The sequence below is a fragment of the Paraburkholderia sp. CNPSo 3281 genome (genome assembly GCF_024206515.1).
Classification (GTDB): domain Bacteria; phylum Pseudomonadota; class Gammaproteobacteria; order Burkholderiales; family Burkholderiaceae; genus Paraburkholderia; species Paraburkholderia nodosa.
Genome location: NZ_JAMBPS010000004.1, coordinates 1 through 24948 on the forward strand (window position 1 = coordinate 1; position 24948 = coordinate 24948).

The 24948-nt window shown below is 65.1% G+C and carries 26 protein-coding genes and 3 pseudogenes; 10 read left to right on the forward strand and 19 right to left on the reverse strand.

The window, feature by feature from the left end:
* Together M3I56_RS05870 and M3I56_RS05875 are read right to left on the reverse strand one after the other, a co-directional pair.
* Nucleotides 1-168, reverse strand: a 168-nt coding sequence (locus tag M3I56_RS05870; protein ID WP_254353227.1) for a helix-turn-helix domain-containing protein, incomplete at its 3' end; no start/stop codon positions are given.
* Nucleotides 169-251: 83 nt separating this feature from the next.
* Nucleotides 252-434, reverse strand: a pseudogene (locus M3I56_RS05875) (ABC transporter substrate-binding protein); the annotation flags it as partial.
* Nucleotides 435-467: 33 nt separating this feature from the next.
* On the opposite strand from M3I56_RS05875, the gene M3I56_RS40990 reads away from it, so the two are divergent.
* On the forward strand, nucleotides 468-599 hold the full coding sequence (locus M3I56_RS40990) for a hypothetical protein (protein WP_302056677.1): 132 nt from the start codon (nucleotides 468-470) through the stop codon (nucleotides 597-599).
* 135 nt (nucleotides 600-734) lie between these two features.
* On the opposite strand, the gene M3I56_RS05880 is transcribed toward M3I56_RS40990, so the two are convergent.
* The 4 genes from M3I56_RS05880 to M3I56_RS05890 form a co-directional block, all read right to left on the reverse strand.
* Nucleotides 735-1832, reverse strand: a complete 1098-nt coding sequence (locus M3I56_RS05880) for a glycosyltransferase family 9 protein (RefSeq protein WP_254352954.1) — start codon at nucleotides 1830-1832, stop codon at nucleotides 735-737.
* A gap of 77 nt (nucleotides 1833-1909) precedes the next feature.
* On the reverse strand, nucleotides 1910-2038 hold the full coding sequence (locus M3I56_RS40995) for a hypothetical protein (RefSeq protein WP_266232436.1): 129 nt from the start codon (nucleotides 2036-2038) through the stop codon (nucleotides 1910-1912).
* A 188-nt stretch (nucleotides 2039-2226) separates the two neighbouring features.
* Nucleotides 2227-3810: a methyl-accepting chemotaxis protein gene (locus M3I56_RS05885; RefSeq protein ID WP_254352955.1), complete on the reverse strand. Its 1584-nt coding sequence runs from the start codon at nucleotides 3808-3810 to the stop codon at nucleotides 2227-2229.
* A gap of 79 nt (nucleotides 3811-3889) precedes the next feature.
* Nucleotides 3890-4171: a hypothetical protein gene (locus tag M3I56_RS05890; RefSeq protein ID WP_254352956.1), complete on the reverse strand. Its 282-nt coding sequence runs from the start codon at nucleotides 4169-4171 to the stop codon at nucleotides 3890-3892.
* A 162-nt stretch (nucleotides 4172-4333) separates the two neighbouring features.
* Here M3I56_RS05890 and M3I56_RS05895 point away from each other — a divergent pair, with 162 nt between their 5' ends.
* Both M3I56_RS05895 and M3I56_RS05900 read left to right on the forward strand, forming a co-directional pair.
* A complete protein-coding gene (locus tag M3I56_RS05895) occupies nucleotides 4334-5086 on the forward strand; it encodes a hypothetical protein (protein WP_254352957.1) in 753 nt (250 codons plus the stop codon).
* A gap of 26 nt (nucleotides 5087-5112) precedes the next feature.
* A complete protein-coding gene (locus M3I56_RS05900) occupies nucleotides 5113-5292 on the forward strand; it encodes a hypothetical protein (protein ID WP_254352958.1) in 180 nt (59 codons plus the stop codon).
* A gap of 16 nt (nucleotides 5293-5308) precedes the next feature.
* Here the strand turns inward: M3I56_RS05900 and M3I56_RS05905 are convergent, their stop codons facing one another.
* From M3I56_RS05905 to M3I56_RS05915, 3 genes are all read right to left on the reverse strand, one after another.
* Nucleotides 5309-6157 carry an AraC family transcriptional regulator gene (locus M3I56_RS05905; RefSeq protein WP_254352959.1) on the reverse strand — a complete coding sequence of 283 codons (849 nt, stop codon included), beginning with the start codon at nucleotides 6155-6157 and terminating at the stop codon, nucleotides 5309-5311.
* Nucleotides 6158-6269: 112 nt separating this feature from the next.
* Nucleotides 6270-6533, reverse strand: a complete 264-nt coding sequence (locus tag M3I56_RS05910; RefSeq protein WP_254352960.1) for a hypothetical protein — start codon at nucleotides 6531-6533, stop codon at nucleotides 6270-6272.
* A gap of 22 nt (nucleotides 6534-6555) precedes the next feature.
* Nucleotides 6556-7626, reverse strand: coding sequence for an MBL fold metallo-hydrolase (locus M3I56_RS05915; protein WP_254352961.1), 1071 nt, complete (start codon nucleotides 7624-7626; stop codon nucleotides 6556-6558).
* Nucleotides 7627-7820: 194 nt separating this feature from the next.
* Between M3I56_RS05915 and M3I56_RS05920 the strand changes: the two genes are divergently transcribed.
* Nucleotides 7821-8180 carry a hypothetical protein gene (locus tag M3I56_RS05920; RefSeq protein WP_254332926.1) on the forward strand — a complete coding sequence of 120 codons (360 nt, stop codon included), beginning with the start codon at nucleotides 7821-7823 and terminating at the stop codon, nucleotides 8178-8180.
* 90 nt (nucleotides 8181-8270) lie between these two features.
* On the opposite strand, the gene M3I56_RS05925 is transcribed toward M3I56_RS05920, so the two are convergent.
* Both M3I56_RS05925 and M3I56_RS05930 read right to left on the reverse strand, forming a co-directional pair.
* Entirely contained in the window at nucleotides 8271-9410 is a 1140-nt protein-coding gene (locus tag M3I56_RS05925; protein ID WP_254352962.1) for a hypothetical protein, read from the reverse strand.
* A 132-nt stretch (nucleotides 9411-9542) separates the two neighbouring features.
* A complete protein-coding gene (locus tag M3I56_RS05930; protein WP_254352963.1) occupies nucleotides 9543-10499 on the reverse strand; it encodes a LysR family transcriptional regulator in 957 nt (318 codons plus the stop codon).
* A gap of 165 nt (nucleotides 10500-10664) precedes the next feature.
* Here M3I56_RS05930 and M3I56_RS05935 point away from each other — a divergent pair.
* Nucleotides 10665-10769: pseudogene (locus M3I56_RS05935) on the forward strand (RidA family protein); the annotation flags it as partial.
* Nucleotides 10770-10856: 87 nt separating this feature from the next.
* Here the strand turns inward: M3I56_RS05935 and M3I56_RS05940 are convergent.
* The 4 genes from M3I56_RS05940 to M3I56_RS05955 form a co-directional block, all read right to left on the reverse strand.
* Nucleotides 10857-11957: a nitronate monooxygenase family protein gene (locus M3I56_RS05940; RefSeq protein WP_254352964.1), complete on the reverse strand. Its 1101-nt coding sequence runs from the start codon at nucleotides 11955-11957 to the stop codon at nucleotides 10857-10859.
* Between the two features lie 29 nt (nucleotides 11958-11986).
* A complete protein-coding gene (locus M3I56_RS05945) occupies nucleotides 11987-13267 on the reverse strand; it encodes an MFS transporter (protein ID WP_254352965.1) in 1281 nt (426 codons plus the stop codon).
* The gene (locus M3I56_RS05950) at nucleotides 13264-14472 is read right to left on the reverse strand and encodes a YbfB/YjiJ family MFS transporter (RefSeq protein WP_254352966.1); all 1209 of its coding nucleotides are present in this window, start codon (nucleotides 14470-14472) and stop codon (nucleotides 13264-13266) included. The genes M3I56_RS05945 and M3I56_RS05950 overlap by 4 nt, the downstream gene beginning before the upstream one ends.
* Before the next feature lie 133 nt (nucleotides 14473-14605).
* Nucleotides 14606-15532 carry a LysR family transcriptional regulator gene (locus tag M3I56_RS05955; RefSeq protein WP_254352967.1) on the reverse strand — a complete coding sequence of 309 codons (927 nt, stop codon included), beginning with the start codon at nucleotides 15530-15532 and terminating at the stop codon, nucleotides 14606-14608.
* 352 nt (nucleotides 15533-15884) lie between these two features.
* On the opposite strand from M3I56_RS05955, the gene M3I56_RS05960 reads away from it, so the two are divergent.
* Both M3I56_RS05960 and M3I56_RS05965 read left to right on the forward strand, forming a co-directional pair.
* A complete protein-coding gene (locus M3I56_RS05960) occupies nucleotides 15885-17675 on the forward strand; it encodes a nitrite/sulfite reductase (RefSeq protein ID WP_254352968.1) in 1791 nt (596 codons plus the stop codon).
* A complete protein-coding gene (locus tag M3I56_RS05965) occupies nucleotides 17672-18076 on the forward strand; it encodes a DUF934 domain-containing protein (protein ID WP_254352969.1) in 405 nt (134 codons plus the stop codon). The genes M3I56_RS05960 and M3I56_RS05965 overlap by 4 nt, the downstream gene beginning before the upstream one ends.
* 4 nt (nucleotides 18077-18080) lie before the next feature.
* On the opposite strand, the gene M3I56_RS05970 is transcribed toward M3I56_RS05965, so the two are convergent.
* Nucleotides 18081-19682, reverse strand: coding sequence for an MFS transporter (locus M3I56_RS05970; RefSeq protein ID WP_254352970.1), 1602 nt, complete (start codon nucleotides 19680-19682; stop codon nucleotides 18081-18083).
* A gap of 101 nt (nucleotides 19683-19783) precedes the next feature.
* Here M3I56_RS05970 and M3I56_RS05975 point away from each other — a divergent pair, with 101 nt between their 5' ends.
* Nucleotides 19784-20680 (forward strand): LysR family transcriptional regulator, encoded by an 897-nt coding sequence (locus M3I56_RS05975; RefSeq protein WP_254352971.1) that lies wholly within the window; start codon nucleotides 19784-19786, stop codon nucleotides 20678-20680.
* A gap of 277 nt (nucleotides 20681-20957) precedes the next feature.
* Nucleotides 20958-21425: a CBS domain-containing protein gene (locus M3I56_RS05980; RefSeq protein WP_254352972.1), complete on the forward strand. Its 468-nt coding sequence runs from the start codon at nucleotides 20958-20960 to the stop codon at nucleotides 21423-21425.
* 283 nt (nucleotides 21426-21708) lie between these two features.
* On the opposite strand, the pseudogene M3I56_RS05985 reads toward M3I56_RS05980, so the two are convergent.
* Nucleotides 21709-21897 (reverse strand): annotated as a pseudogene (locus M3I56_RS05985) (cysteine desulfurase); the annotation flags it as partial.
* 143 nt (nucleotides 21898-22040) lie between these two features.
* Between M3I56_RS05985 and M3I56_RS05990 the strand changes: the two are divergent.
* Nucleotides 22041-22454, forward strand: a complete 414-nt coding sequence (locus M3I56_RS05990) for a hypothetical protein (protein ID WP_254352973.1) — start codon at nucleotides 22041-22043, stop codon at nucleotides 22452-22454.
* A gap of 23 nt (nucleotides 22455-22477) precedes the next feature.
* Here the strand turns inward: M3I56_RS05990 and M3I56_RS05995 are convergent, their stop codons facing one another.
* Together M3I56_RS05995 and M3I56_RS06000 are read right to left on the reverse strand one after the other, a co-directional pair.
* On the reverse strand, nucleotides 22478-23596 hold the full coding sequence (locus M3I56_RS05995; RefSeq protein WP_254352974.1) for a malate/lactate/ureidoglycolate dehydrogenase: 1119 nt from the start codon (nucleotides 23594-23596) through the stop codon (nucleotides 22478-22480).
* 49 nt (nucleotides 23597-23645) lie between these two features.
* A complete protein-coding gene (locus M3I56_RS06000; protein WP_254352975.1) occupies nucleotides 23646-24920 on the reverse strand; it encodes an MFS transporter in 1275 nt (424 codons plus the stop codon).
* Between the last annotated feature and the right edge of the window lie 28 nt (nucleotides 24921-24948).

Genomic DNA, 24948 nt, shown 5'->3' on the forward strand with positions numbered 1-24948 from the left:
GGCCAGACCCGCCGGGCCTTCGTCGCGATGGCGTTCAAGCCATTTGTAGCCGGTCTGGCGGCTGATGTTGAAACGCCGGCACAGCTCACTGAAGGGCAGGCTCTGTGCGGCTGCCAGACTGACGAATTCCTGTCTGAGGCTCATGGTGTCTTTTACATTCCAGGGCATGGATGGATTCGGGCGTTGGGTTGCCCAAAAGTGTCAACCATGTCCCCATACACCTGTCAATCATGTCTCCGGTCTGTACAGTCCCGGAAATAACCCAGTTGCTCGGTGAGGCGCGCGGGCAGGTAAATGAGCTTCGTAATACCGCCGACCATAATGGTGATCTTGTCGCCGGCATCGTCGGCGGCATGCGCGCCTTGAAGCGCCATGGCAAACAGCAGGCCACCAGCGAGTGCGGCTCGACGCAGCGCGCCAAAACTGGATTGCATTGATTGTCTCCGTCAGGATGGGCCGGCGGCGCGATGCTCGCCACCTCGATCGTTTCGGGGATTTTAGAGATTCAAACCCTTCCCGAAGCTTTCGCGGGTCACGCGGATTTATACGGGATTTCCATGAGCGGCGGCATTATTTATGCTTTTAATCATTCTGAATGAAAATGGCTTTTATTCAGGTTGACGGCCGAAGCGCAGTCGATTCCCACAGGATTCCTGATCGATTTCGCGCAAAGCAGCGAGACCCGGTTCACGGGTATCTGCCAGGGAGAGTTGCCAGCCGGGGCTCGCGCGGGCCTAGCGCGGCAGCGCGCCCTTCATGACGCGCACCACATCGTTGGGCTCGATGCTCGTTACGTCGGTCGGCCCGATGAGCGGGGAACACCTGAAGAAGTCGTTCTCCACGTACCGGGTTCTCGGGTCGATATCGTCGCTGAACAACGCGACGGTCGGCACGCCGGCTGCGTGCGCGATATGCAACAAGCCGCCGTCCGCGCCGACGAACAGCTTGCTCTGCCCGATGAGCGCATAGCATTCGTGGATCTTCAACTTGCCGACCAGCGAGTCGAGTTTCAAGTTCCTGAATGACAAGGCAGTGAGATCGTTGGCTTCCTTGAGCCCGTTGTCCGATCCGATCAGCACATATTGATAGCGCGACAACTCGGGATCGTCATCGAGCCGGGCAAGAACGTCGGCCCACTTGCCGTAGATACGGTTCGACTCCCTGCCGCCAACCGAAATCGCAATTCTGCCGGCCCACGCTTGCGCCGGAAAATCCTGGCTTTGCGGCACATCGAGAATTAGCCGCGAGTTTCTGTACAGCGCAGCTTCTTCGATCCCGGAATTCAGAATCTTGTTAAACGAGTAGTAGCTGAACTGAATGTGGTTGAAATTGCGGCCCGCATACCATCCAATCAAGCTCGTAAATCTCGCTTGGCCGGCATAGCGGATTTTCTCTTTAATGACTCGAATGCCGAGCTTGTTCAGAATAATGAAATCGTATTCGCCGAAATCGATTTCACGGTAATCCGTATAGACTTTCGAAAAATATCGGTCGTGGCGGAAAAGCTCAGCCAGAGAAGGATCGAGCACCACGTCCAGCTTGTACGACGTGCCGCTGAGGAGCGCGCGCCCGGACAGGTCCATCAACGCGTCGCCGAGGTTGTTGACGCCGCTGTAGAACAACAGGATCCGGGCGCCCGGACGCAACTGTGCAGATTCCGTATACAGACCCAGCTGCCGGTTCAACGAAAGGATCGACCACTTATGCAACTGCTTCTTCAGAAGCGAAAGTTTTTTATAAGCAGAAAGGCTCTCGACCTCATCCTGGACGATTTCCGGATGGGGAACGCGAAGACTCTTGCTGATAAAACCGCGGACCGTATCGACTTTCATTGTTTATTCAGCAGGAGCCCTGTCCAGCCCATCCGTAACCTTTGACCGAGCAGCTATTATGCCACCCGGCGCGAAGGTCACAGAACGCGCTGGACGGCCCGGGCGGAGTCTGTGATGTCCTGGCCGAAACCGGCGACCGTGTTGCAGCCCGCCAAAGCGGCCAGTGCGCCGATCATCGATACCACCACCAGAATCCGTCCGATCATGTTCAACTTCCCCTAAGCTCGATTTTTGATTGTTGCGCGGGCGGCCGCTTGTAGCCACTAGCCCGCGGAATCCAGCCCCATTTGAGTCGGCCGGAATTTCGTATTCTGCCTGTGCCGTGTCCGCGCGTGAAAAAAAGGCGGCGGCTGCGGTTGCGCGCGGAGGCATTGCGCCGCCCGCGCGGGAAAGCTTACACGTGTAAGGCGCGCCGATCCGGCATATCGTGCGAGCCGGTCAGCCGGAACATCGAAACGGAGCCCTTGAGGTCGTTCGCCTGAGCGGCGAGCGCACTTGCCGCCGCCGCGGCCTGCTCCACGAGCGCCGCGTTCTGCTGCGTGACCTCGTCCATCTGCGTGACGGCCTGGCCGACCTGGCCGATGCCCTTGCTTTGCTCCTCCGACGCGGCCGTGATCTCGCTGATGACATCGGTCACGCGCCGGATTTCCTGCGTGATGACGCGCATCTTTTCGCCGGCCTCCTGCACGTGAGCCACGCCCGCATGCGAGCGTTCGACCGATTCGTGAATCAGTTCCTTGATTTCCTTCGACGCCGCCGACGAACGCTGCGCGAGCGAACGCACCTCCGAAGCCACCACGGCGAAGCCGCGCCCCTGCTCGCCGGCGCGCGCCGCTTCGACGGCCGCATTGAGCGCGAGAATATTCGTCTGGAACGCGATGCTCTCGATAATGCCGACGATGCTCGCGATGCGATCCGAACTGGCGTTGATGTCCTCCATGGTCTGCACGACGCGCGAGACCACGGCGCCCCCTTGCTCCGCGGCTTCGGCGGCTTGCGCGGCGAGTTGATTCGCCTCGCGGGCGCTGTCGGCGTTCTGCGAAACCGTGGACGTCAGTTGGTCCATACTCGCCGCCGTTTGCGCGAGCGACGCGGCCTGCTCTTCCGTGCGCTGCGAGAGGTCCTGATTGCCGGCGGCAATTTCGTTGGTCGCGGTGGCGATGGAGTCAGCCGAATGCTTGATCGTGTCGATGGTCTGCGTAAGCTGCTCCTGCATGCGCTTCATCGAAAACAGCAGGCTCGAACGGTCTTCCGCTGCGATCTCCACTACGGCGGTCAAGTCGTTGTTGGCAATGCGGTTGGCGATTTGCGCCGCGTAGGCGGGCTCGCCGCCCAGCGAGCGCAGGATGCCCCGGTTCACCACCGCCACGATCGCCGAGAGCGCCAGCGCGATCACCGCCAGAATGCCGAGGCTCCAATAGAGCGTCACGCGGAACGCCGCGTCGATATCGTCGACGTAAAGACCCGTCGTGAGAATCCAGTCCCACGGCTGATAGCTCACGCTATAGGAGATTTTCGGCGCAACGTCGTCCGAGCCGACGCGCTTGAAGGAATAGGACACGAAGCCCTGGCCTTCCTGCTTGATGACGGCAACAATTTCCTTGAACAGATAAACGCCGTTCGAATCCTGAAAGTCACCCACGTTCTTGCCGACCAGGTGCGGGCTCGCGGCATTCATCAGCAGCACGTACTGCGAATTCATAATGCCGAAGTAGCCACCCTCGCCATACTTCATGTTCTTGACGGCTTCCATCGCGCGCTTCTGGGCGTCTTCTTGCGACAACGTGCCGGCATTGGCGCGCTCGCCGTATGACTTCACCACGGCGAGCGCGATTTCCGAGGCGTGCTTTAAATCCGCCTTGCGCTCTTCGAGGCGCGTTGCCCGCATCTGCCACGCGTCATAAATCGATACGCCTGCGAGACACACGAGGCTCAGGATCAGCGGCAACCAAAGCCTTTGCACAAATGAAAGCTTCATCAGTCTGTCGTTTTCTAATATTTTGAGGAGCGTGCCTGAGCAAGCGGCACCCCGCCTTCGCCGGCACGCATTGCGAGAGTTACTGCGTATACGGCGCCGGCTGCGTCCGCATTAGAGACAGATGACGCAACAAGCTCTTGCGAAAATCGATGCATGCGAAACAGTGCCGCTCAATGCGCCCGTGCTTCACGACAGGTGTAAGGGTTTCCGCGGCCGACTCAAACCCGACGAAACGGACGAAGAACGCGAGGTGCGCGACGCGCTGCGCTGCGTGCTCCGCCTCGCTCGCGGCACGCCGGGAACGCACCCGGCGTGGCGGCGGCAGACGGATTTCGAACTCGACGCATTCGTCGTAATCCACGGCACTTGCGTGCGAACGCAAGCTGCCGGCGGGTATTATTGAACAGTTGAAATCGCTGCAGTGCAAACTGCGCGGGCGTCGCCATTGATCCGCCAGTTTCAGGCCAATTCGACGCCTTGCGACACGTAACACAACCACGCACCACAACGGGCCCTCTCGTCAATGCGCATTTTTGGAATCAGTCTTTACGTCATCATTGCGCTGCTCTTCGCAGTGCATGCCATCCGCAACCAGCAGAACATGTACTGGCTGCTGATCCTGTTTCTTTTCCCCGGCCTCGGCAGCCTCGTCTACTTCTTCGTCATCTATCTGCCGAGCCTGCGCCAGTCGCGCGGGGCGAGGGCGACAGGCCGGGCCATCTCGCAACTGGTCGACCCCAACCGCGCCGTGCGCGAAGCGCGCAACGATTTCGACCGCGCGCCGACCGTTGCGCACCGCATGCGCCTGGGCGCGGCGCTGCTCGACGCGGGCAACGCCGCCGAAGCGCTGGAGCACTACCAGGCGGCGGCCACTGGGCCGTTCGCATCCGATCCCGCCTTGCTCGAGGGCCTCGCGCGCGCGCAGTTCGCCAACGGCAATGCCGCGGCCACGCAGGAGACGCTGGAGAAGCTGTTCGCCGTCCAGCCTGTCGCCCGCCAGCAACCGGATCCCTCCTTGCTGTACGCCCGGGCGCTCGCTGCGAATGGCGCAGCGGGCACGCGCGCCGCGTTCGAAGCCGCGCTCTCGTGCGCGAGCGACGCCGCCCCGCGTTGCCTCTTCGCCGACTGGCTGGCAAAGCAGCCCGGCGACGCCGACCGCCAGCGCTCGCGCGAGCTTTATGCCGAGATCGTGCACGACGCGAAGCACTGGCCGCGCCACGCCCGCGAGCACAATAGCGAGTGGCTGCAACGGGCTCAGGCCGCGTTGAGCCGATAGCGCGAACCTTCCCGCGAGGAGCCGCCGTGCGAGAAACCACCGTCAAGTTCAAACGCGGCATGGTCACCGGGCTCTTCTCGTTTTTCGCGCTGATCTGCGTGCACCCGTTCACGGCCCGCTACCCATCGCCAGTCACCGCCGCGTTTGCCGGCGGCGCTTGCGCATTCGTCGGCACGCAACTGGGGAGCTGGTTATACCGGCCGTGACACGAACGCGGCGCAATCACATGCGCGCGCACATGCGCCGGTAGGTGGCCGGCGTCATGCGGTACGCGCGGCGAAACCAGCGGCCGAGATGGCTCTGGTCGGCGAAACCCACTTCCGCTGCGACCCGGGCCGGCGTGTGGCCCGCCGCCAGCAGCCTGCGCGCGGCGCGCAGGCGCAAGCGCACCAGGTACGCATGGGGCGACGTGCCGAACTCGCGCTGGAACAGGCGCGTCAGACGAAACCGGTCGATGCCCGAGCTATCGACGAGTTCGTCGAGCCCGATGTTCGCGCCCATGTGCTCGTGCAGCAGGTCTCGAACGCGGGCAAGCGCGGGCGAAGCGGAGGGCGCCGCCGCGGTCGTATCGAGCAGATGGCCGCCCAGGCGCTCCAGCAAGCGGTCGAGCGCCTCGTCGCGCGCGAGCCGGCCTTCCTCGCCATATAGCGCAAGAAACGCACGGCGGATCGCCTCGGTCAGGCGCGGGTCGTCAACGAGCGTCTGGCCGAAAGCGGCCGCCACGCCGCCCAGTCCCGCGATGTTGAGCCTGCGCGCCGCACGCTCTACCCACGGCTGCGGCAGGTACAACATCGCATAGGTGAAGCCGCCCGGCTCGGGCGCGTGGCCGTCGTGCAGCGCGCCCGGCTCGATCAGGATCGCCCGGCCCGGCACGCTCGTATGCAGCGACCGGTGACACTGAAAGCGCTGCACCCCCTGCTCCGTATAGCCGATCAACATGTCGTCGTGATCGTGGGGGTCGTAGGCGTGGCCGCTGAAATGCGCCCGCAAACTTTCGATGCCCGTCTGCGCATCGCGCCGCGCGACGAGCCAGTGATCGTTCCGGCCCTCAGACACCGTGGCGTTCGTCATGGCCAGCCTCGCTCCTCGTTCCCGGTTCCTTTCTCAAGGGCACGAGTGTACGCCAGCCATGCGTGGAAGACAGAGCGTGGCCTCGGCGTCGGCAGGGCCCGCTCGACCGGGTTCAGTCGTCGAACTCGCCGGCCTGCAGCGCTTCGTCGAAATCCGTGATCCACGGGGCGAAGTGGTCGGTGTCGTAGGTGGCCGTCTTGCCGTTGGCGATCCGCGTGACAGACACCTGCCGGATCGCCGCGCGCTCGCCGCCGACGGCCGTTTTCTCGTGGTCCGAGATCCGGAACTCGCGCAGGTCGAGCCCCCGGCTCGCGAGCACAGCCTTGATGTCTTCCTGTTCGTCCCAGGAAAACTCCGCGAAGTCGTGGGCTGTCATGTTCGTCTCCTCCAGGGCGTCATCAGGGACTGCCTGGCGCAACGGGCAATCCCTCGGCCTTCCAGCGCAACATGCCGCCAGCGAGATTGGCCACCTTGCCGAAGCCCGCCTTGGTCAGCAATACGCTTGCCTGCGCGGAGCGCACGCCGGAGCGGCACACCGCCACGACCGGCCGATCGCGATCGAGCTCGTCGATGCGGGCCATCAGTTGCGAAAGCGGCACCAGTTTCGCATCGGGCAGATGGCCGAGATGGTCGATGAACTCGGGCGCCTCGCGCACGTCGACGATCTGCAGCGTCGCCGCATGCTCCAGCAGCGCCATGGGCTCGATTTCCCATACGCCGCTAAAGCGCAGCGTGAGCGGCGCCCAGTCGGGCGTTTCCTGGATCGGCGCGTCGCCTTCGGGCTTGCCGCAGCGCAGGTTGGCGGGCACCGCGACGGCCATCTGCTTGGGGTGAGGCAAATTCAGGTTGTGCATGTAGCCCGCGAAGTCGCCGAGATCGACGTCGCCGCCCAGGCGCGGATTGAAGCGGCGCTCCTCCGCCACGCTCGTGACCGTGATGCCGCGATAGTCGTGCGCCGGGTAGAGCAGGCAGTCGTCGGGCAGCGAGAGGATCTGCTCGCGCACGGAAGTGAACAGCTGTTCCGCGCTCCCGCCCTGAAAATCGGTGCGGCCGCAGCCGCGTATCAGCAGGCTATCGCCGGTAAAGGCCATGCTCGCGTCGTCGAGCACGTAGGTCAGGCAGCCGCTGGTGTGGCCGGGCGTGGCGCGCACTTCCAGATACCGCTTGCCGAAGGCGATGCGATCGCCGTGCCGCAGCGGACGGTTCACGCCCTCGGCGCCTACCGCTTCGGCGAGCGCGATCTGGCTGCCGCTGCGCTCGCGCAAGCGCCACGCGCCCGTGACATGATCGGCGTGCACATGGGTATCGAGCGTCGCCTGCAGGCGCAGGCCCAGTTCCTGCAGCAGCGCGAGGTCGCGCGGCACCTGCTCGTATACGGGATCGATCAGCAGCGCCTCGCCGCTTTCGGGGTCGCCGAGCAGGTAGGTATAGGTGGACGATACGGGGTCGAAAAGCTGGCGAAAGATCATCGCGGCTCTCTGTCCTGGCAAACGCGTGGTTCGCTTTGCAGTATGCCGCATCCGGTTTCGGCCCGGCTGCTCGACGTGCGCGAACTAGCCGCGTTTGTTCGGAAACGAACGAACGAAAGAATCGAAAATGGAAGAAAGCCCTCCGTCAGCCGTTTATCACATATCCCGGCGGGGCTTTTACAAGGACTGAAATCATGACCAGAATCTTGTTGTGCGCCATGGCTTGCTTTCTGCCCATTGCGGTGTTCGCGGAAGCGCCGAAAGTGGCCAACGGCATGGTCGTCGACGATGACGGCATGACGCTCTATACGTTCGACAAGGATACGGTACAAGGGAAAAGCGCCTGCGCCGGCGCGTGCGCCACCATGTGGCCGGCCGCGCTCGCCGACCCCTACGACAAGGCCAGCGGCGACTGGGGGCTCATCGCTTCCGAAGACGCGAAGCATCAATGGACCTACAAGGGCCACCCCCTCTATCGCTACTCGAAGGACACGCACGCCGGCCAGATGAACGGCGACGGCTTCAAAGGTATGTGGCACACCGTGAAGCCCTGACATTATTTCGGTTAGCTAATCGATTGACATGACCCGGCCCGCCCCGTGCTTCGGAGCGAGCCGTGGGTCGTGACGTTGCGTTGCTGTCGATCAGTCACCCGTGCGCAACGTCCAGACCGTTGCCGAATTGGTGTTGTCGTCTACGGCGGCAAACTGCGAGTGGTGCGCGCTGTTCATGCCAAATGCGAGCCCGAACGCGGAACCCGCCGTGGGATCGACCGACATCTGCGCGACGAATTGGCCTTCCACGGTGAATTCGACAATTTCGCTGGGCTGTTGCGGATCGGCGTTCACGGCGTCGCCGTTGGCCGTGACGAGATGCCCGTTGGGGGCGAGCGCAAGGGCAAGCGGTCCGTGCAGGTGGGTATTGTCCTGATAGATCAGCCTCCCCACTCCGCCGCTATGATTCGCACCCGCCGCGCCGTAGACGGCGAACACCGCGTTGTCGCCCGTCGAGGCGACGTACAGCACGTCGTGTTGGCCGTCATAGGCGAGCCCCGTCGGGCCAACGACCAGAGCAGCCGGATCGGTGCGATGCAGATAGCCCGAAGCGACGATCGTCGAGGACGGCAACTCCGTCACGCCGTTCTCGCCGATCGCAAGGTCGATCCGCGCGACGGTGCCGTTGAGCACGTCCGAGGCGAAGACCTTCACGACCTGGCCGCCGTCGATCACGGTGAGGTCCCAGGGGCCGTCGAGCAGCCGCGCATCTTTCAGTTCCTTGACGAGCCGGCCCTGCGGATTGATGACGAGAAGCGAGCCCGGCGCGATGACGTTCTTGCCGTCGGTGGTCGGCACGTTGCCCACCAGCACGAAGCCGCTTCTCAACACGGCGAGCGCCGTCGTGAGACCGAGGTGCGCTCCCTGGAAGAACGTCACCGGCTGGCCATTCGGAACGAGCTTCACGATCGTCGTGCCGGTGCCCTGCAGATTCGATTGCGCATTGAAGTTGGACACCACTACGTCGCCGGGTTTGAGCGTGCTCCATGAGGGCACGCCGAACGGTACGAATGCAATGCCGTACGGATTGACGTCGCCATTGGACGGCACGGTCGACGAAGTCGCGAACGCCGGCGGCAGGATCGCCTGCAGGTCGTCGGCGCGGACCGTTCCCAGCGAAAGGGCGAAGAGCCCGGCGCCCAACGCCACGTGACGCAGCCGCGGCCCGAGCGCGGCCCGGTTCCTGCCGAAGTAGGAACGACATGCAGACAACGAGCGAGAAGCTTTCATCTGACACCTCCTTCTCGCGGGGACGGTCCGGAACGCCAGGACGACTCGCGCGGCCAGTGAACGCACCATGCTTCGCGCGCCCCGCGTCCTGCGTAAACGATCCAGCAGCGAGGCTATTCCGCTGCGCGCGCTTCAACGTTTCGCCGTTCCGGTTTGCGCTTTCGGTGCAACCACAGGCGCCGCCAACTGCTCCACCAGAAAGTCCACGAACGCCCGCACCCGCGACGTCAAATAACGTGCATGCGGATACAGCAGAATGAACGGCCGGGTACGCCCGCCTTCCTCGCGCAGCACTTCCACGAGCCTGCCCTCGCGCAGGTCGTCCGCCACCACGAAGCGATACGTCTGGAACAGCCCCGCCCCCGCGCGCGCGAGCGTCACGCCGGCGAGCGCGTCGCCCGACGTTCCGTAACTTCCGCTCGTGATCACATCGCCATCTTCATTGGCATTGCCGTCGAATGTCCACGCAAGATGGCGCCCACTACTTGGCAGTTCGAACTGTATGCATTCGTGCGACTGTAGATCCGCCACAGACTTGGGTACGCCGGCGCGCTTCAGATAGGCGGGCGTGGCCACCACCACCATCTCCGCGTCTTCCAGCTTGCGCGCCACCAGGTTGGAATCGGCCGGCGCGCGGCCGCGAATCGCCAGATCGAAGCCTTCGTCCGCGAAGTCGATGTTGCGGTTGCTCAGATGCGTGTCGACCTGCACCTCCGGATAGCGCTCGCGAAACGCCGGCAAGAGCGGCAGCACGCGATAGTGCCCGTAGGGCGTGGGCATGCTGATGCGCAGCACGCCAGCCGGCGTGGTCTGCTCGCCCGTGACTTCGCGTTCGGCGTCCACGAGTTGCGAGAGCGCCTGGCGGCACTGTTCGAAGTAGCGCCGCCCCGCATCGGTCAGGCGGATCTGGCGCGTCGTGCGCACGAACAGGCGCACGCCGAGCCGCTCTTCGAGCCGCGCCACGGATCGGCTCACCGCGGCGGGCGTGACGCTCGCCGCATTGGCCGCCAGCGTGAAGCTGCCCAGCTCCGCCGCCTGGCAGAACAGTTCAATGCTGCCCAGCAGCAGATCGTCGAATTTGCGTTGCATGCCCGTTTTCTCCTGATTGCTCCTGTTCGCGCCCGGTGCTTTGGTTCTATCCTGAAGCGTCCCACATGAGGCGAATGCTCATCACCACTGGAGGAGAACATCGTGTCCGTCGAACAACAAAAACTTGCCGATCTCGGTCTCGCGCTGCCCGACTCACCGCAACCGCTCGGCGAAAAGGCCGGGCACGCGCGCTCCGCGTTTTCGCACCCGCGACTGCCCCTCGATTTGCCCGTCGAACTCGTGGTGATCGCGCAGATTCTGCCTGCCTGAAGCCGCCTTTCCCGCCACGTAAAGGCACATCGGCACGCGCAGCCATCGCGCGTGCCGATGTTCCCGTTTGCGTCGATCAAATGCCGCTCAAGCCCACACCGACTGCAACCGTGCGATGCTCTCGCGCGTCTCGCGCTCCAGTTGCGCCACCAGTTCCGCCGCCGGCAATGCGCGCGCGAGCGGCGCCGCCTGGCCCGCCCACTGCGCGCCGTAGCCGGATTCGCCCTTGGCCTTCGCAGCGGCGATCAGCGCCTTGCCCGCGTCGTACGTGATCGGATACGACGGAACGCGCGGCGCCTTGGGGTCCTCGCCAAGCGCGGTAAAGCGGTTGACGATGCTGCGCGCAAGGCGCCCCGAGATCGCCGAAGTGAACGTGGTGTGGCGCGCGGCGTCGCCGAGCAAGGCGGCGCGATAGCCTTCGTCCGCGGCGCTCTCGGGACAGGCCACGAACGCCGTGCCCAGTTGCGCCGCCTGCGCGCCCAGCGCGAGCGCGGCCGCAATGCCCGCGCCGTCCATGATGCCGCCCGCCGCGATCACGGGCACGTCGAATTCGCTGACCAGCAGGCGCGTGAGCGCGAACGTGCCGAGGCCGTCGTCGCGGGCATTCTGATCGAACACGCCGCGATGGCCGCCCGCCTCCACACCCTGCGCGACGATCGCATCCACGCCCGCCTCGACCGCCGCGGCCGCTTCATCGAGATTCGTTGCGCTCGCAAACAAATGGATGCCCGCGTGCTTGAGTTCGGCGATCACCGCATCGGGCGGCAGGCCGAAATGGAAGCTCACCACCGCCGGCTTCTCTTCCAGCAGCATGGTCTGCATGGCCCTGTCCACGACAAAGCTCGTGTAGATCTCCGAAAGCGACGCAGGCGGCTTCGCGCCGTATTGCTCGAACACCGGCGCGAGCCAGTCGAGCCACGCGCGCTCCACGGCCGCGTCGGGCGTGGCCGGGCGATGGCAGAACACGTTGATGTTGAACGGCCTGGCCGTCAGCTCGCGCGTCTGGTGGATCGCGCGGCGCGCGTTCTCCGCGTTCATCGCGGCCACGCCCAGCGAGCCCAGCGCGCCCGCATTCGACACGGCGGCGGCCAGCGCCGGCGTGGTGGTGCCCGCCATGGGCGCCTGAATGATCGGCTTCTGAATGCCAAGCGAGCGCAGCAACGCCCGTTCGTCCACTTGAGTGCTCATGTTGCGTTCCCTCCGGATGCGTTCCAGTTTCAAGCGTGAGCGCGGCGCTGCGCCCAGTGCGCGAGTCCACCGCATGCGACCAGCAGCGCGCCGGTCGCGAAGAACACGGCGTGCAGGCCGAAGTGAACGCCGATCACGCCGCCGATCACCGGGCCCACCACCTGGCCGCTGAATTGCGCCGATTGCAGATAGCCGAGCATGCGACCCGTTTTGCTTTCGTCTACCGATTGCCGCGCGAGCTTGCCGATGGAAGGCAAGAGTCCCGCGAGCGTCATGCCCATCACCACGCGCAGGCCCGCGAGCTGCCACCAGTGTGTGACGAACGCTTGCGGCACCATCGCGAGCCCCGTGAGCACGAGGCAAACGACGATCACGTGCCAGCTCCCGAAGCGGTCGGCCAGTGCGCCCAGGCGCGCCGCCGTGAGCATGCTGCCAAGCGCCGAGCATGCCATGACCACGCCCGCCACGCGCGCGAGATGCGCCGCGCCCACGCCCAGACTGCCGATATACACGGTGATGACGGGTTCGATCGACATGTTGGCGAGCAGCACCATCATCGCGGTCACGAGCAGCGCGGCCACCACCGCATAGTCGGGGCGGCGCGCGGCGCTGCCCGAACCCGCCGCCGCGTTGCGTGCGTGGGATTTCGCGTCGCTTTCTGGATGAAACTCTTCCTTCACCACGAAGATGGTCAAGAGCGCCGCCACGGCGATCATCGCGCCGCCGGCGAAAAAGGTGCCGCGAATGCCGATCCAGCCAGGCAGCACGCCGCCCACCAGCGGCCCGATGAGATTGCCCGCGAGCGCGCCGGTGGAAAGAATGCCGAGCGCCCAGCCCGCCCGCTCGCGCGGCGCCTGGGTGCCGACCATCACCGTGGAAGCCGACGCATAGCCACCTACGAGGCCGGCGATCAGACGCAGCGCGACGAGCTCGTACACATTGTGCGCCACGCCGATCAACGACATCACCACGGCCATGCCGATGGCCGCGCGCACCAGCATGGGCTTGCGGCCATAGCGGTCGGCGAGACGCCCCCAGATCGGCGCGGTGAGCGCCGTGCCGAGGAAGGTCGCGCCGAACGCCACGCCCGACCACTGGATCACGGCGGACTGCGAGGTCACGCCGAGCTGCCGCACGTACAGCGGCAGAAACGGCAGCAGCATGCTGAGGCTCACGAGCGTGGTGAACGAGCCGATCACGCACACGACCAGATTGCGCTGCCAGTACTGCGCGTTGCGCTCCGAATAGCCGCGCGGCTGCGGCTTTGTCTGTCGCAGCGCTGCCGCGGGAGAAGAAACGGTGGTATTCACTTGGCCCCCAACGCAGAGAAGAGATCGACGAAGAGCGCGAGCACGAGCGCCGCGGCGCCGATCGCGAAGAGCACGAGGTAGTTGCCGCCGCTCGACGAGAACACGAACGACAGGCCGTAGGCGGCAACCGCCTGCATCACGGCGAAGCTCGTCGTGGCGCGGCTCCACGCGCCCTTCACGGCGGACGGATGATGCGCGAGCAGCTCGTTCACGCGGCCGAGCACCAGCGGCACGATGCCGGGCGTGAAGGCGCCCACCAGCACGGCGGAGACCATGAGCCCCGCCGGGCCGAACAGGCCGAGCGCCGGAATCGCGACCGCCACGGCCTGCACCAGATACGCGGCGCGCAGCGCCGGACCGAAGCCCGCGCGGTCGGCGAGGTGCCCCGCCGCGAGCGGACCGACGATCGCGCCGATGCCGTACAGCACCCAGAACTCGGCGCCCGCATCCACGCCGCGGCCCAACCCGCGCGCCACATAGTCGACGAGGAAGATCATGTGCGGCACGAGCCCCACGGCATTCAACCCATATTCTGCGTAGAGCGCGCGCAGCTTCGCGCGGGGGTATGCCTTGGCATGTTCAAAGCGCGAGGGCGCGTGAGCGTGCGCCGGCGCGCCGTGCTCGGGCCAGCCGTTCCACGCGACGGCCGTGAGCAGCAGCGAGACGACGGCAAGTCCTAGCCACGTGGTCGTCAGGCCCTGGCGCAGCAGAATCGGCACGATCGTGCCCGAGGCGGCAATGCCGAGCCCGATGCCCGTGAAGATGCCGCCGCTCGCAAAGCCGCGGCGCGCCGCCGGCACGTGCGCGAGGATCGTGGGGGCGGCGAGCACCATCAGCGCGCCGCCCGAGAGGCCCGAGGCGAAGCGCCAGACGAAGAACCAGAGGAACGAAACGGGCACCGCGCAGGCGACGAAGGCGAGGGTGGCGAGCAGCATCATCGCGCGCAGCACGGTGGCGGGCTTGGCGGCGCGAACCATCGCGCCCGCGAGCAGCGCACCGGCCAGATAGCCGCCCAGGTTGGCGGCGCCGAGGTAAGCGGCCGTCGAGGCGGGGAACCAGTGTGCGCCGATGATGGCGGGCAACAGCGGCGTATAGGCGAAACGCGCGAGACCAATGCCGATGAGGCTCGCGCTGGCCCCGGCGAGCGTGCCCCGCCAGACGTTGTAGGTCGCAGGCGCGGACGGATTCGAGACGGCTTGATGCATGGCGACTCCCGGGAGCGGATGCTATGAAGCACCCGCTGAACATGGGAGCCAGTCTAGGTTAGATCGCGCGGCGAGAGAATCGCCGCGACATGGAAGTCATTCTTCCGTGCCTCGAACGGATGGCGAATGTCGCTCAATCGGCGTCGGTAATGCGCCGGGCCTGCTCGAAGTACGCACGCAGCCGGGGCGCGGCGAAATCGACGAAACTGCGCACCTTGGGCACCGAAAGGCGCCCGTGCGGCGTAACCAGGTTGGCGGGTAGCGGCCCATGCTCGCTGTCGCGCAGCACGATCCTGAGCCGGCCCGCTTCGACCTCTTCGGCCACGTGATAGGAAAAGAGCCGCGTGACGCCATGCCCGGCCACGGCCGAAGCCCGCGCCGCGCGTATCGTATTCACGATGAAGCGCGGCGAGAACTGCACCACCTGGGGCAGCGCGGTCTGGCGCGCCGCCGGGAAGCTCCACGAGTCGAGTCCGAAATGGGTCATCGAAATGATCGGGTGACTCGCGAGATCGGCGGGCGTCTCGATGGCCGGATGCGTGGCGAGATAGCCGGGCGAGGCCACCACCACGCGCCGCACCTCGCCCACCGGAATGGCGACTAGCGTCGAATCCTGCAGATGCGCGATGCGCAACGCCACGTCGATGCCCTCGTCGATGAGGCTCGCGGGGCGGTCGAGCAGATGCAGGCGGATCGACACCTCGGGGTTGCGCTCGATGAACTCCTCGATCATCGGGCGTAGCACCTCCTCGCCCACAGCCACCGCCGCCGTTACGCCCAGCAGCCCGCGCGGCGCGGAACGCTCGTCGGCGGCGAGCAGGTCGGCTTCTTCGAGGTCGGCGAGAATGCGCCGGCACGCCAGCGCATAGCGCTCGCCCGCCTCGCTCAGGCGGATCGTGCGTGTCGTGCGGTACAGGAGCGGCGTGCCGGTGTGCGCCTCGAGGAACGCAATGGCCCGGCTCACCGCCGCGGGCGAGCGGCCCAGCCGGCGGCCCGCGCCCGCGAGACTCCCCTCGTCGAGCGTGGCGACGAAAACCTTCATGGCGTCGATTCGGTCCATTGGGCGTTTTTTGCTGGTGGTCGCTTCGCTTTGTGAATTCCGCGTCGCTCTTCGGAGTGATAGCCGGCACTTTCGCGTCTGCCAGACTTTGTATCACGAACCCGCACGCGTGGGTTCACGCGTTCAAGCAGCCCGCGACTCGCCACAATTCTCGTGATAAGACGCGGGAGACCGCTCAGGACCGACCGCGCACACGAGCGCATCATTGAACTCCGCGATCGAAGCCATGCTGACCATCGCGCACGCTACTGCTGCGTTCATTTCTGCGGCATCTGCTTCTTGAGACACCGAGGCGGACGCGATAACGTCGCCCGTTCCCTGTCCGCCGTTTCACGGCATTTCCGCAGTCACCATGTATCGCTACAACGAATTCGACAAGGCCTTCGTGGCGAGCCGCGCGGCGCAGTTCCGCAATCAGATCGAGCGCTGGCAGCAAGGCAAGCTGAGCGAGGACGCATTTCGTCCACTGCGCCTGCAGAACGGCTGGTACGTGCAGCGGCACGCGCCCATGCTGCGCGTGGCGGTCCCTTATGGCGAACTGTCGAGCGAGCAGCTTCGCGTGCTCGCTCGCGTGGCCCGCGAGTACGACGAGCCCGAGGCCGAGGTGTACCGCCGCGCGCTCGAGGCGCAGCGCAAGCTCGGCACCGGGCGCCTGCCCACGCACCACGCCCACTTTACGACACGCACCAACGTTCAGTTCAACTGGATACCGCTTTCGAAGGCGGCAGACGTGATGGACCTGCTTGCGACGGTCGACATGCACGGCATCCAGACGAGCGGCAACTGCATCCGCAACATTTCGTGCGACGAGCGCGCGGGTGTCGCGCCCGACGAGATCGCAGACCCGCGCCCGTTCGCCGAAATCATGCGCCAGTGGACCACGCTGCACCCGGAGTTCGCCTTCCTGCCACGCAAATTCAAAATCGCGATCACCGGCGCGACCGACGACCGTGCGGCGACGGGCTGGCATGACGTCGGCCTGCGCCTCGTGCGCGACGAACAGGGTAAGTTGGGGTTTCGCGTGACCGTGGGCGGCGGCATGGGTCGAACGCCTATGATCGGCACGCTGATGCGTGAGTTCCTGCCGTGGCGGCACATCATGAACTACATCGAGGCCGTGGTACGTGTGTACAACCAGTACGGCCGCCGCGACAACAAGTACAAGGCGCGCATCAAGATCCTCGTGAAGGCCGAGGGCCAGCGCTTCGTCGACGAAGTCGAGGAAGAGTTCCGGCAGATCGTCGACATCGACGGCGGGCCGCACACGATCGAGCAGGCCGAGTTCGAGCGGGTCAGCCGTTGCTTTATCGAACCGCCGAAGCTCGACACGGCACGCACCGCCGATACGCATGCCAGCGCCATGCTCGAGGCCACGGCCGCGAGCACGCCGCCACTCCGGCGCTGGCTCGAACGCAACGTCGCGGCGCACAGGGACCCGTCTCTGCGCATCGTCACGCTCTCGTTCAAGCGCGTGCTGCAGGCGCCCGGTGATGCATCCGCCGATCAGCTCGAACGCGTGGCGGATCTCGTCGATCGCTTCTCCGCGGGCGAGGCGCGTGTCACGCACACGCAGAACATCGTGTTGCCGTGGGTTCACGCCGACGATCTGCTCGCCCTGTGGCAGGCGGCATCCGCGACTGGCCTCGCAAGCGCGAACGTGCACCTGCTCACCGACATGATCGCCTGCCCCGGCGGAGACTTCTGCGCGCTCGCCAATGCACGGTCGCTGCCGGTCGCGCAAAGCATCATGGAACGCTACCAGGACCTCGATGAACTAAACGATATCGGCGAGATCGACCTGCATATCAGCGGCTGCATCAACTCGTGCGGCCACCACCATAGCGGGCACATCGGCATACTCGGTGTCGACAAGGACGGCGCGGAGTGGTACCAGGTGACGCTCGGCGGCTCGGACGGGGCGGTGCGCAGCGGCGATGCGCGTCCTGGCAAAGTGATCGGCCCGTCTTTCTCGGCGCAGGAAGTGCCCGAGGTCATCGACGCCTTGATCGGTGCTTACGTCGCGCTGCGCGAACCGCGCGGCGCATGCAACGAGACGTTCATCGAAACGGTGCGCCGCGTTGGGCTCGAACCGTTCAAGGCGGCCGCCGATGTGGTTCGAGCCACGACGGAGGGCACGGCATGAAAACCGCCTCACGCATACGTCTTCTGGACGCTCAAGATCATGCCGGCAATGTTTCGGCATCCACCTTGATCCTCCCGAACGATGCCGATCCGCTTGCCTACGCCATCGAAATCGCAGCTGCGTCGCGCGTGGAGCTTCAATTCCCGTCGTTCACCGATGGGCGCGCCTATAGCCAGGCCTACCTGATCAGGCGGCGGCTCGGCTTCGAAGGCGACCTGCGCGCGACGGGCGAGGTGCTCGTCGACCAGTTGCTGCAGATGGAGCGCATGGGATTTTCGAGCGCCGTGTTAGGCGCCGAAGTCTCCATGACGGACGCGCTTCGCCAGCTTGACCGCTTCCCCGCGTTTTATCAGGGTGATGCCCTGCGCGAGGCGCCGTGGCGCGGGAAGGCGTTGGACTGACCGCCTACAGTCGTATGGCGTTTGAGCGCGCGGACGCCCTGTTGCGTCCCGCGAGCAGCCAGATCAGCGCGGCGACCGCCAGCGCGAGGCAACCGGCGACGTCCAGCGCCGCGGCGAACCCTGTGCTGAAGCCGGCCGGAGCGATCGATGCGATCTCCAGACGGATATCGGGGGCGACACGCGCAAGCGCGTGGCCCAGGTCGCCCGCGAGCAGATTCGACATGAACAGCGGATCAATACTCGCGCTCGCCGATCCGTGACTTGCGATTGCAGCATCGATCGCTGCGCGCGTGCGCGTGGCGAGCACAGCGCCCAGCACGCCGACCGACGTGACGATTGCCGTGAAGCGCGTCGTCGTGCTGATGCCCGACGCCATGCCGGTGCGATGCGAGGGCACGCACGCCATGATGGCTTTCTGCGTGTCGCCATTCAGCACGCCTGCCCCGAGGCCCGTCACGATCATGCCGAGCGCGACCCTGCCGTACTCGCCTGAAGGCGCGACAGCGGCGGTAAGCAGATTGCCGGCGCCGACGAGACAGAGGCCAGCCTGGAGCGTCGACGTGGCGCCGTCGAGGCGCCGCCCGATGCGTGCGCCCAGATACGGGCCAACGATCATGGAGAGCGCGAATGGGAGCATCCCGATGCCGGCGCGCACAGGCGTCCATTCGAACGCGTTTTGCAGATACAGCGGCAGGAACGTCATCATCACCTGGGCACAGGCTGCGTAGCCAAACATGCCGAGCACCGCAGCGACGAAACGGGCCTGCGAGAACAGCGACAAATCGATGACCGCATGCGCGAGCCGCTTTTCGACCGCGATGAAGCACCCGATCAACAGCACGCATGCGCCAAAGCGCGAACCGGTGGCCACGCTGTACCAACCGTTGTCCTGCGCGCCGATCAACGCCCAGATTCCGCTCGCGAGCCCGATGCCGAACAGCAGGCTTCCCGCAAAATCGACGCGTTGTGCGTGCGGATTGCGGGACTCCGTTACCTCACGCTGCGCGCAGAAGACCAGGACGGCGCATACGGGCAGATTGAGCAGGAAAATCCACCGCCAGCCGACCCATTGCGTGATTACACCGCCGACGAGCGGCGCGACGGTGGTCGAGATGCCCATCGTCATGCCCCAGATCGCCCATGCCCGGGCGCGCTCGCGCGGGCCGTGGAACGCGTTGGCGATCACTGCGAGCGCCGCCGTCAACAGCATCGCAGCGCCCACGCCCTTCACCGCGCGGAAGACATTCAACGACGTCACGCTGGGCGCCAGCCCGCAGCCAAGCGATGCAAGCGCGAAGACCAGCAGGCCAAGCACCAGCATCTTCTTGCGCCCATAGCGGTCCGCGAGTCCGCCCATTGGCAGCAGACACGATGCGAACGACACCATGTATGCGCTCACGACCCATTCGACGTCGGCGAATCCCGCGTGGAACGAACGCGCGATCGACGGCAGCGAGACCGCGACGATGTTCGTGTCCAGCGAGATCAGCGCGCAGGTCGCAGATGCCGTGGCAAGCAGGAAGCCCGCAGACCGCGGCTCGATATCGAGTCCTGGATCTTCGACAACCGCTTCCCCAACCGCTTCAATACTCCGTTCGTTCCCCATGCGCGCTCCTCAAGCGAATTTTGCAGACCTGATGCTAGCGCGCGCTGTGTTGTCTATCGATAGCAGATAAAATCACGTTTATTCATTCGTGGATGAATACGATGACACTGGAACTCCGTCACCTGCGCTGCATACTCGCGGTCGCCCGGCATCTGCATTTCGCACGCGCGGCCGAAGAGTTGGGGATTGCGCCGCCTTCGCTCACCAAGCAGATTCAGGACGCCGAGCGCCTGCTTCAGTTCCGGCTGTTCCACCGCACCCGCCGTTCCGTGTCGCTGACCACTGCAGGAGAGGCTTATATTCCTCGCGCCACCGCCGCGCTTGCGCAGCTCGACGAGGCGCACGAGCACGGGCTGCTGGCCGAGCGCGGACAGGTAGGGCGCATCCAGATCGGCTACGTCGCCTCGGCGGTATTTGCAGGCATCATGCGCAGGACCTTGACGCAATTTCGCGACCTGCATCCCCGGATCGACGTACAGCTTTCGGAAATCCCAATGGACGATATCCCGGCGCGACTCGTCGGCCGGCAACTCGACGTTGCCTACGTCAGACCCCCGATGTCCTGGCCCGAAGCGTTGCAAGCCAGCCGCGTGCATCAGGACGAATTCGTCGTCGCACTGCCGGAAGACTCCCCGCTGGCTGCACAGAAAGCCATTGCGCCGCAGCAGTTGCGCAACGCGCGGTTCGCGGTGCCCGAGCAGGAATTCGGCACACTTGAAGTGGCGCGGCGTGGACGCTTTTCGCCTCAGGTCGAGTTGCGGCCGGGCCCGCTGGTCGCAGTCGTTGCGAGCGTGTCGCTCGGTAATACGGTGGCAATCGTTCCCGGCTCGCTATGCACATGCGTCACGCTGCCGGGCGTCGTCTACCGGCCACTGGGCGGCAAGCCCATTCCTTCGGAAATCGCCCTGCTTTACCGCCGGCACGAGCGCTCCCGTGCAGTGCGCGCATTCCTGCAATACGCACGCACTGAAGCCGCGCGCATAGAGATCGGTCAGTGACCGTCGAGCCCGCTCTGCAAAGCGGGGAATAACGCGGGCGCAACAGCAAGCATCGCGGTGTGTCTCGCATGCACTATCGCACCCGGCGTGGCGCTCGTAACCCGTACCAGGAGAAGGAACAGGAGCAACAGCCAACGACCTGGTCTTGTAAGTCAAACGATCTACACTGCAATTCAGCACAACCGAATAGATCGGCCAGCCGTTGCGGACTGATCGTATCCCGTTTGCCTTGATCATGCGGAGTCGGTGCGTGCTGTCCTTCTGTCTGGAGGTGGCCATGAAAAAGGAGAGGAAGACTGCACGGCAGATTCTGTCCGTGATCTCCCGTGAGGTTGTTTCGGTCAGCCCCGATGACACGGTGCTCGCGGCGCTGCATTTAATGGCGGATAAGGATGTGACGACCGTGCTGGTGCTGCAGGGCAGCAAGCTTGCCGGTATCCTGTCCCAGCGCGACTACGCCCGCAAGGTCGAACTGCTCGGCCGCGACGCCGCCAACACCAGCGTTGGCGAGATCATGACCACCGAGGTGTTTTACGTGACACCCGACCACACTTGCGATCAGTGCCTCGCGTCGATGCATACCAGGCGGATCCGGCACCTGCCGGTCATCGAGTCCGGGCGCGTCATCGGCGTGCTTTCCAGCAGCGACCTCCTGGAAGAACTTTTTCAGGAGGACGAGCATTTCATCACGCTCCTCGAGCATGACATGCTCTATCTGACGATCGATACTGGCGGCGCCTATTAGACCGCGCCCAGATCACGCGAGGTATAGCTGAGAACACGCAACCAGGCGCGACGGCTCCTTTGCAGGGTGTCCCTCCCGCAAGCGCGGCACAGCAAACTCGGCGCGATGCCATGCGCCTGAACCGCAGCGGCGACGGCCAGGAACGGGGACTGATTCGTCTTATCAACCCATATCTGTGACGGTTTCCAGCAAATGAGCCTTCGCGCGCAATTCGAGGCGGAAGGCACAGGCAGCGCAGTGTCGCGCCAGTTGATGCGAGTTGCGGGATTTAGCGTCTGAGTCCCCCGTAACCCAGGAAGATGGGTCGAGCGCACTTGCCTTCCCGGCTCAACGCCTGCCCGACCTCTTCGGTCGTATAGCCCTTCAGCACGAACGAGAGCACGCTAGCCTTGTCGTGCGCCGTACCGGTGAGGCGCGCGCCCGCCACCGGCGCGAGCACGCTCGTTGCATACGCAAACAGGTCGTGCTCGTACAGTCGTGGAGAGCTTCGCACGGATCCATTTGAATCCCAAGCCGTGATCGACTTCGATCGAATGCTTTTCAACTCGGCTATCGCTGTGGACTACGCGAAAGCGTTAAAATCTGCGCTTCCCCTTTTGCGGCAAAAGATCACTCATGAAGTGCCTCACCCTCTCGCCGGTCCTCACTGCCCTCGCTGCCATGGCGCTGGCCGCCACGCCCGCCCTTGCCCAGACGTCGTCGGGCGCTTCGAATTCGAAGCGCGACTGCGCAATCGGTTATGTGACGGGCGTTGCAGGCTCGGCGCCAAGCGTGCGCGACTATCTGGCCACGCCGGAGCGCGACCGCATTCGCTACCTGAAGGACAACGAGATTCAATGCAAGATCGCCGACGACGACAGCCACGCCTCCGGCTGCACCGGCGTCACGCTATTGAAGAACGAGAAGGTGAGCGTGTACGACGATAGCGACCCTGCCACCACCGCCATCGTCGTGCGCGTCGAACTCGATCGCGGCACCTACCCGGTGATCATCGTCGCGCCCAAAAACGAGGTGAAGTGCGACGAGTGAGCGGCACGTAGTTAGCCAGGGCGTTAGCGCGAGCTACGCTCGCACGCCGCGATATCCGCCTCAGTCACGCCCGCCATGCGCGCGGCATCGACGATCTGCGACCAGCTCGTCGCATCCACGGGAATGCCGTCTGCCTCGCGCGCGCGCCGCGTCGCGTCCTCGCGCTCGCCGGGCAGCAGGATCTCATCGACTCCCGCTGCGCGCCGCGTGGCCTTTAGCCATTCGACGAACGCGAGCGCTTCCTGCTCGCGCGAGGGCGCGTCGAACGCCGCCGGATCGACGATCACCGACGTCATGCAATTGACGATCGCGTGCGTGGAGACGATGGTTTGCTCGCGCGTCGTGAAGCCGCCTGAGAGCGCGCCCGCCAGAATCTCGCACATCGCGGCGAGCCCCGAACCCTTGTGGCCCGCCACTGCGCCGCCGAATGCGCGCAGCGCGCCGTGCTGGGTATCGCTGAACAGCGCGCCCGGATCGCGCGTGGGGCGGCCGTCGCTGTCGATCAGCGCATCGGCGGGCACATCCACGCCCTTGTTGTAGGCCACGCGCACCTTCCCCGCCGCAATCGCGCTCGTGGCGAAGTCGAGCACCAGCGGCGAGCGCCCCTCGAGCGGAAACGCCGCGCAAAACGGATTGGTGCCGAAGCGCCGGTCGATGCCGCCGAACGGCGCGACGAGCGGATCACCCGCGACGTTGACGAAGTGGAACGACACGAGCCCGGCGCGCGCACATTGCTCCGCCCAGTGCCCGATACGTCCGATGTGATGCGCATTGCGCAGGCCGAGCGCACACACGCCGAGCGACTTCGCGCGCTCGATGCCGTGCTCCATCGCCTCGAACGCCGTGACTTGCCCGAAGCCGCGCCCGGCTTCGATCGTGAGCACCGCACCCGCGTCGCGCACGACCTGCGCGTGCGCGTTCAGTTTGAGCTCGCCTTCGCGGCACGACAGCATATAGCGCGGAATCATGCCCACGCCGTGCGAGTCGTGCCCGGCGAGGTTGGCTTCGACGAGATGATCGGCAACCAGCGTCGCCTCGCGCGGCTCGCTGCCCGCCGCGCGCCAGATGGCAACGACGAAGGCATGCAGCGCGCGAGCCTCGATAACGACTTCTGAACCCTTTGCAGCAGTGGCATTCGACATGTCCATGACCCTGTGTATGGCAGCGGAGTAAGAGGCGGCGCTTTCTTGCTTACGTGCGCGTCGCGTAAGCCGGTTGGTCGACGCCGCTGGCCTCGGGCGCCTGGAGCGGCTCGACGCGACCGACAATCAAAAGATAGCTCACCGCGCCGAGCACGCAAAATCCGCCAGCGACAACGAGCGGAATCGTGAAAGAGCCACGCGTGAGCTGCAGCATCACGCCGGTAAACGTCGTCAGCGCGATGCCTGCGAGATTCGACGCGAAGTTCTGGATGCCCGCCAGCGAGGCGACGTGCCGCGGCGTGGGCGCGACGTCGGCAGGCAGCGACCAGATGCTGGCTGCCGCGGCCGCGAGGCTCCCATAAGCAATCGCGAAGAGTGCGAGCATTACATAGATATCCTGCACAACGCCAGTGAGCGTGATCACGGACGAAAGCAGCATGCCGCCGACAATGCAAGTCTTGCGTGCGGCAGTCAGGCTCCAGCCGCGCTTCACGAGCGTATCGGAAAGCCAGCCGCCTAGCCAGCCGCCGGGTATCGAGGCAATGGCGGGCAAGGTGCCGAGCGTACCGAGCGACTTGAGCGAGAAACCGCGCGCCTCGACGAGATAGCTCGGGAACCACGTAATAAAGAAGTAAATGACGAAGTTCAGGCAGAAGAAGCCGAGCATCATGCCCCACACGGTGCGGTAGCGGAACAACGCGCTCCAGCGTATCGAAGCGGCGGCCGGCGCGGGGGCGCGCGGCTGATCGAGTGCGGCCCGCGCCTCGGGTTCCCGATACATCACGACCCAGCCCACGATCCACACGAGCCCAAGCGCGCCGGTAATCACAAACGACGCCTTCCAGCCCCACGCGGTCATGATCGCGGCGACGAGCGGCAGCGAGAGTGCGGAGCCCACCCGCGAGCCGCTGTCGAAGATACTCGTGGCGAGCGCGCGTTCGTCGCGCGAGAACCACTGGCTCACGAGCTTCGCGCACGATGGATATGCCCCCGCCTCGCCCGCGCCGAGCATGAGCCGGCAGCCGAACATCGCCGCGAAGCTGCCCGCCACTGCGGTGGCCGCGGTGAACACCGACCACCAGCCCACGGCGAACGGCAACGCGATGCGCGCGCCGGCCCGGTCGACGAACCAGCCATACGGCAGCTGCATCACGGCGTAAGTCCAGAAGAAGCCGCTGAGCAGCAGCCCCATGGCGGCGGGACCAATGCCGAGGTCCTTCATGATGTGCGGCGCCGCCACCGCAAGATTGGCGCGGTCGATGTAGTTGACCGCAATCGCCAGAAAGCAGAAGAAAATGACCAGCCAGCGCGATTTTTCCTTCATGGAAAGCACTCCTTCTGAATGTGGTGTC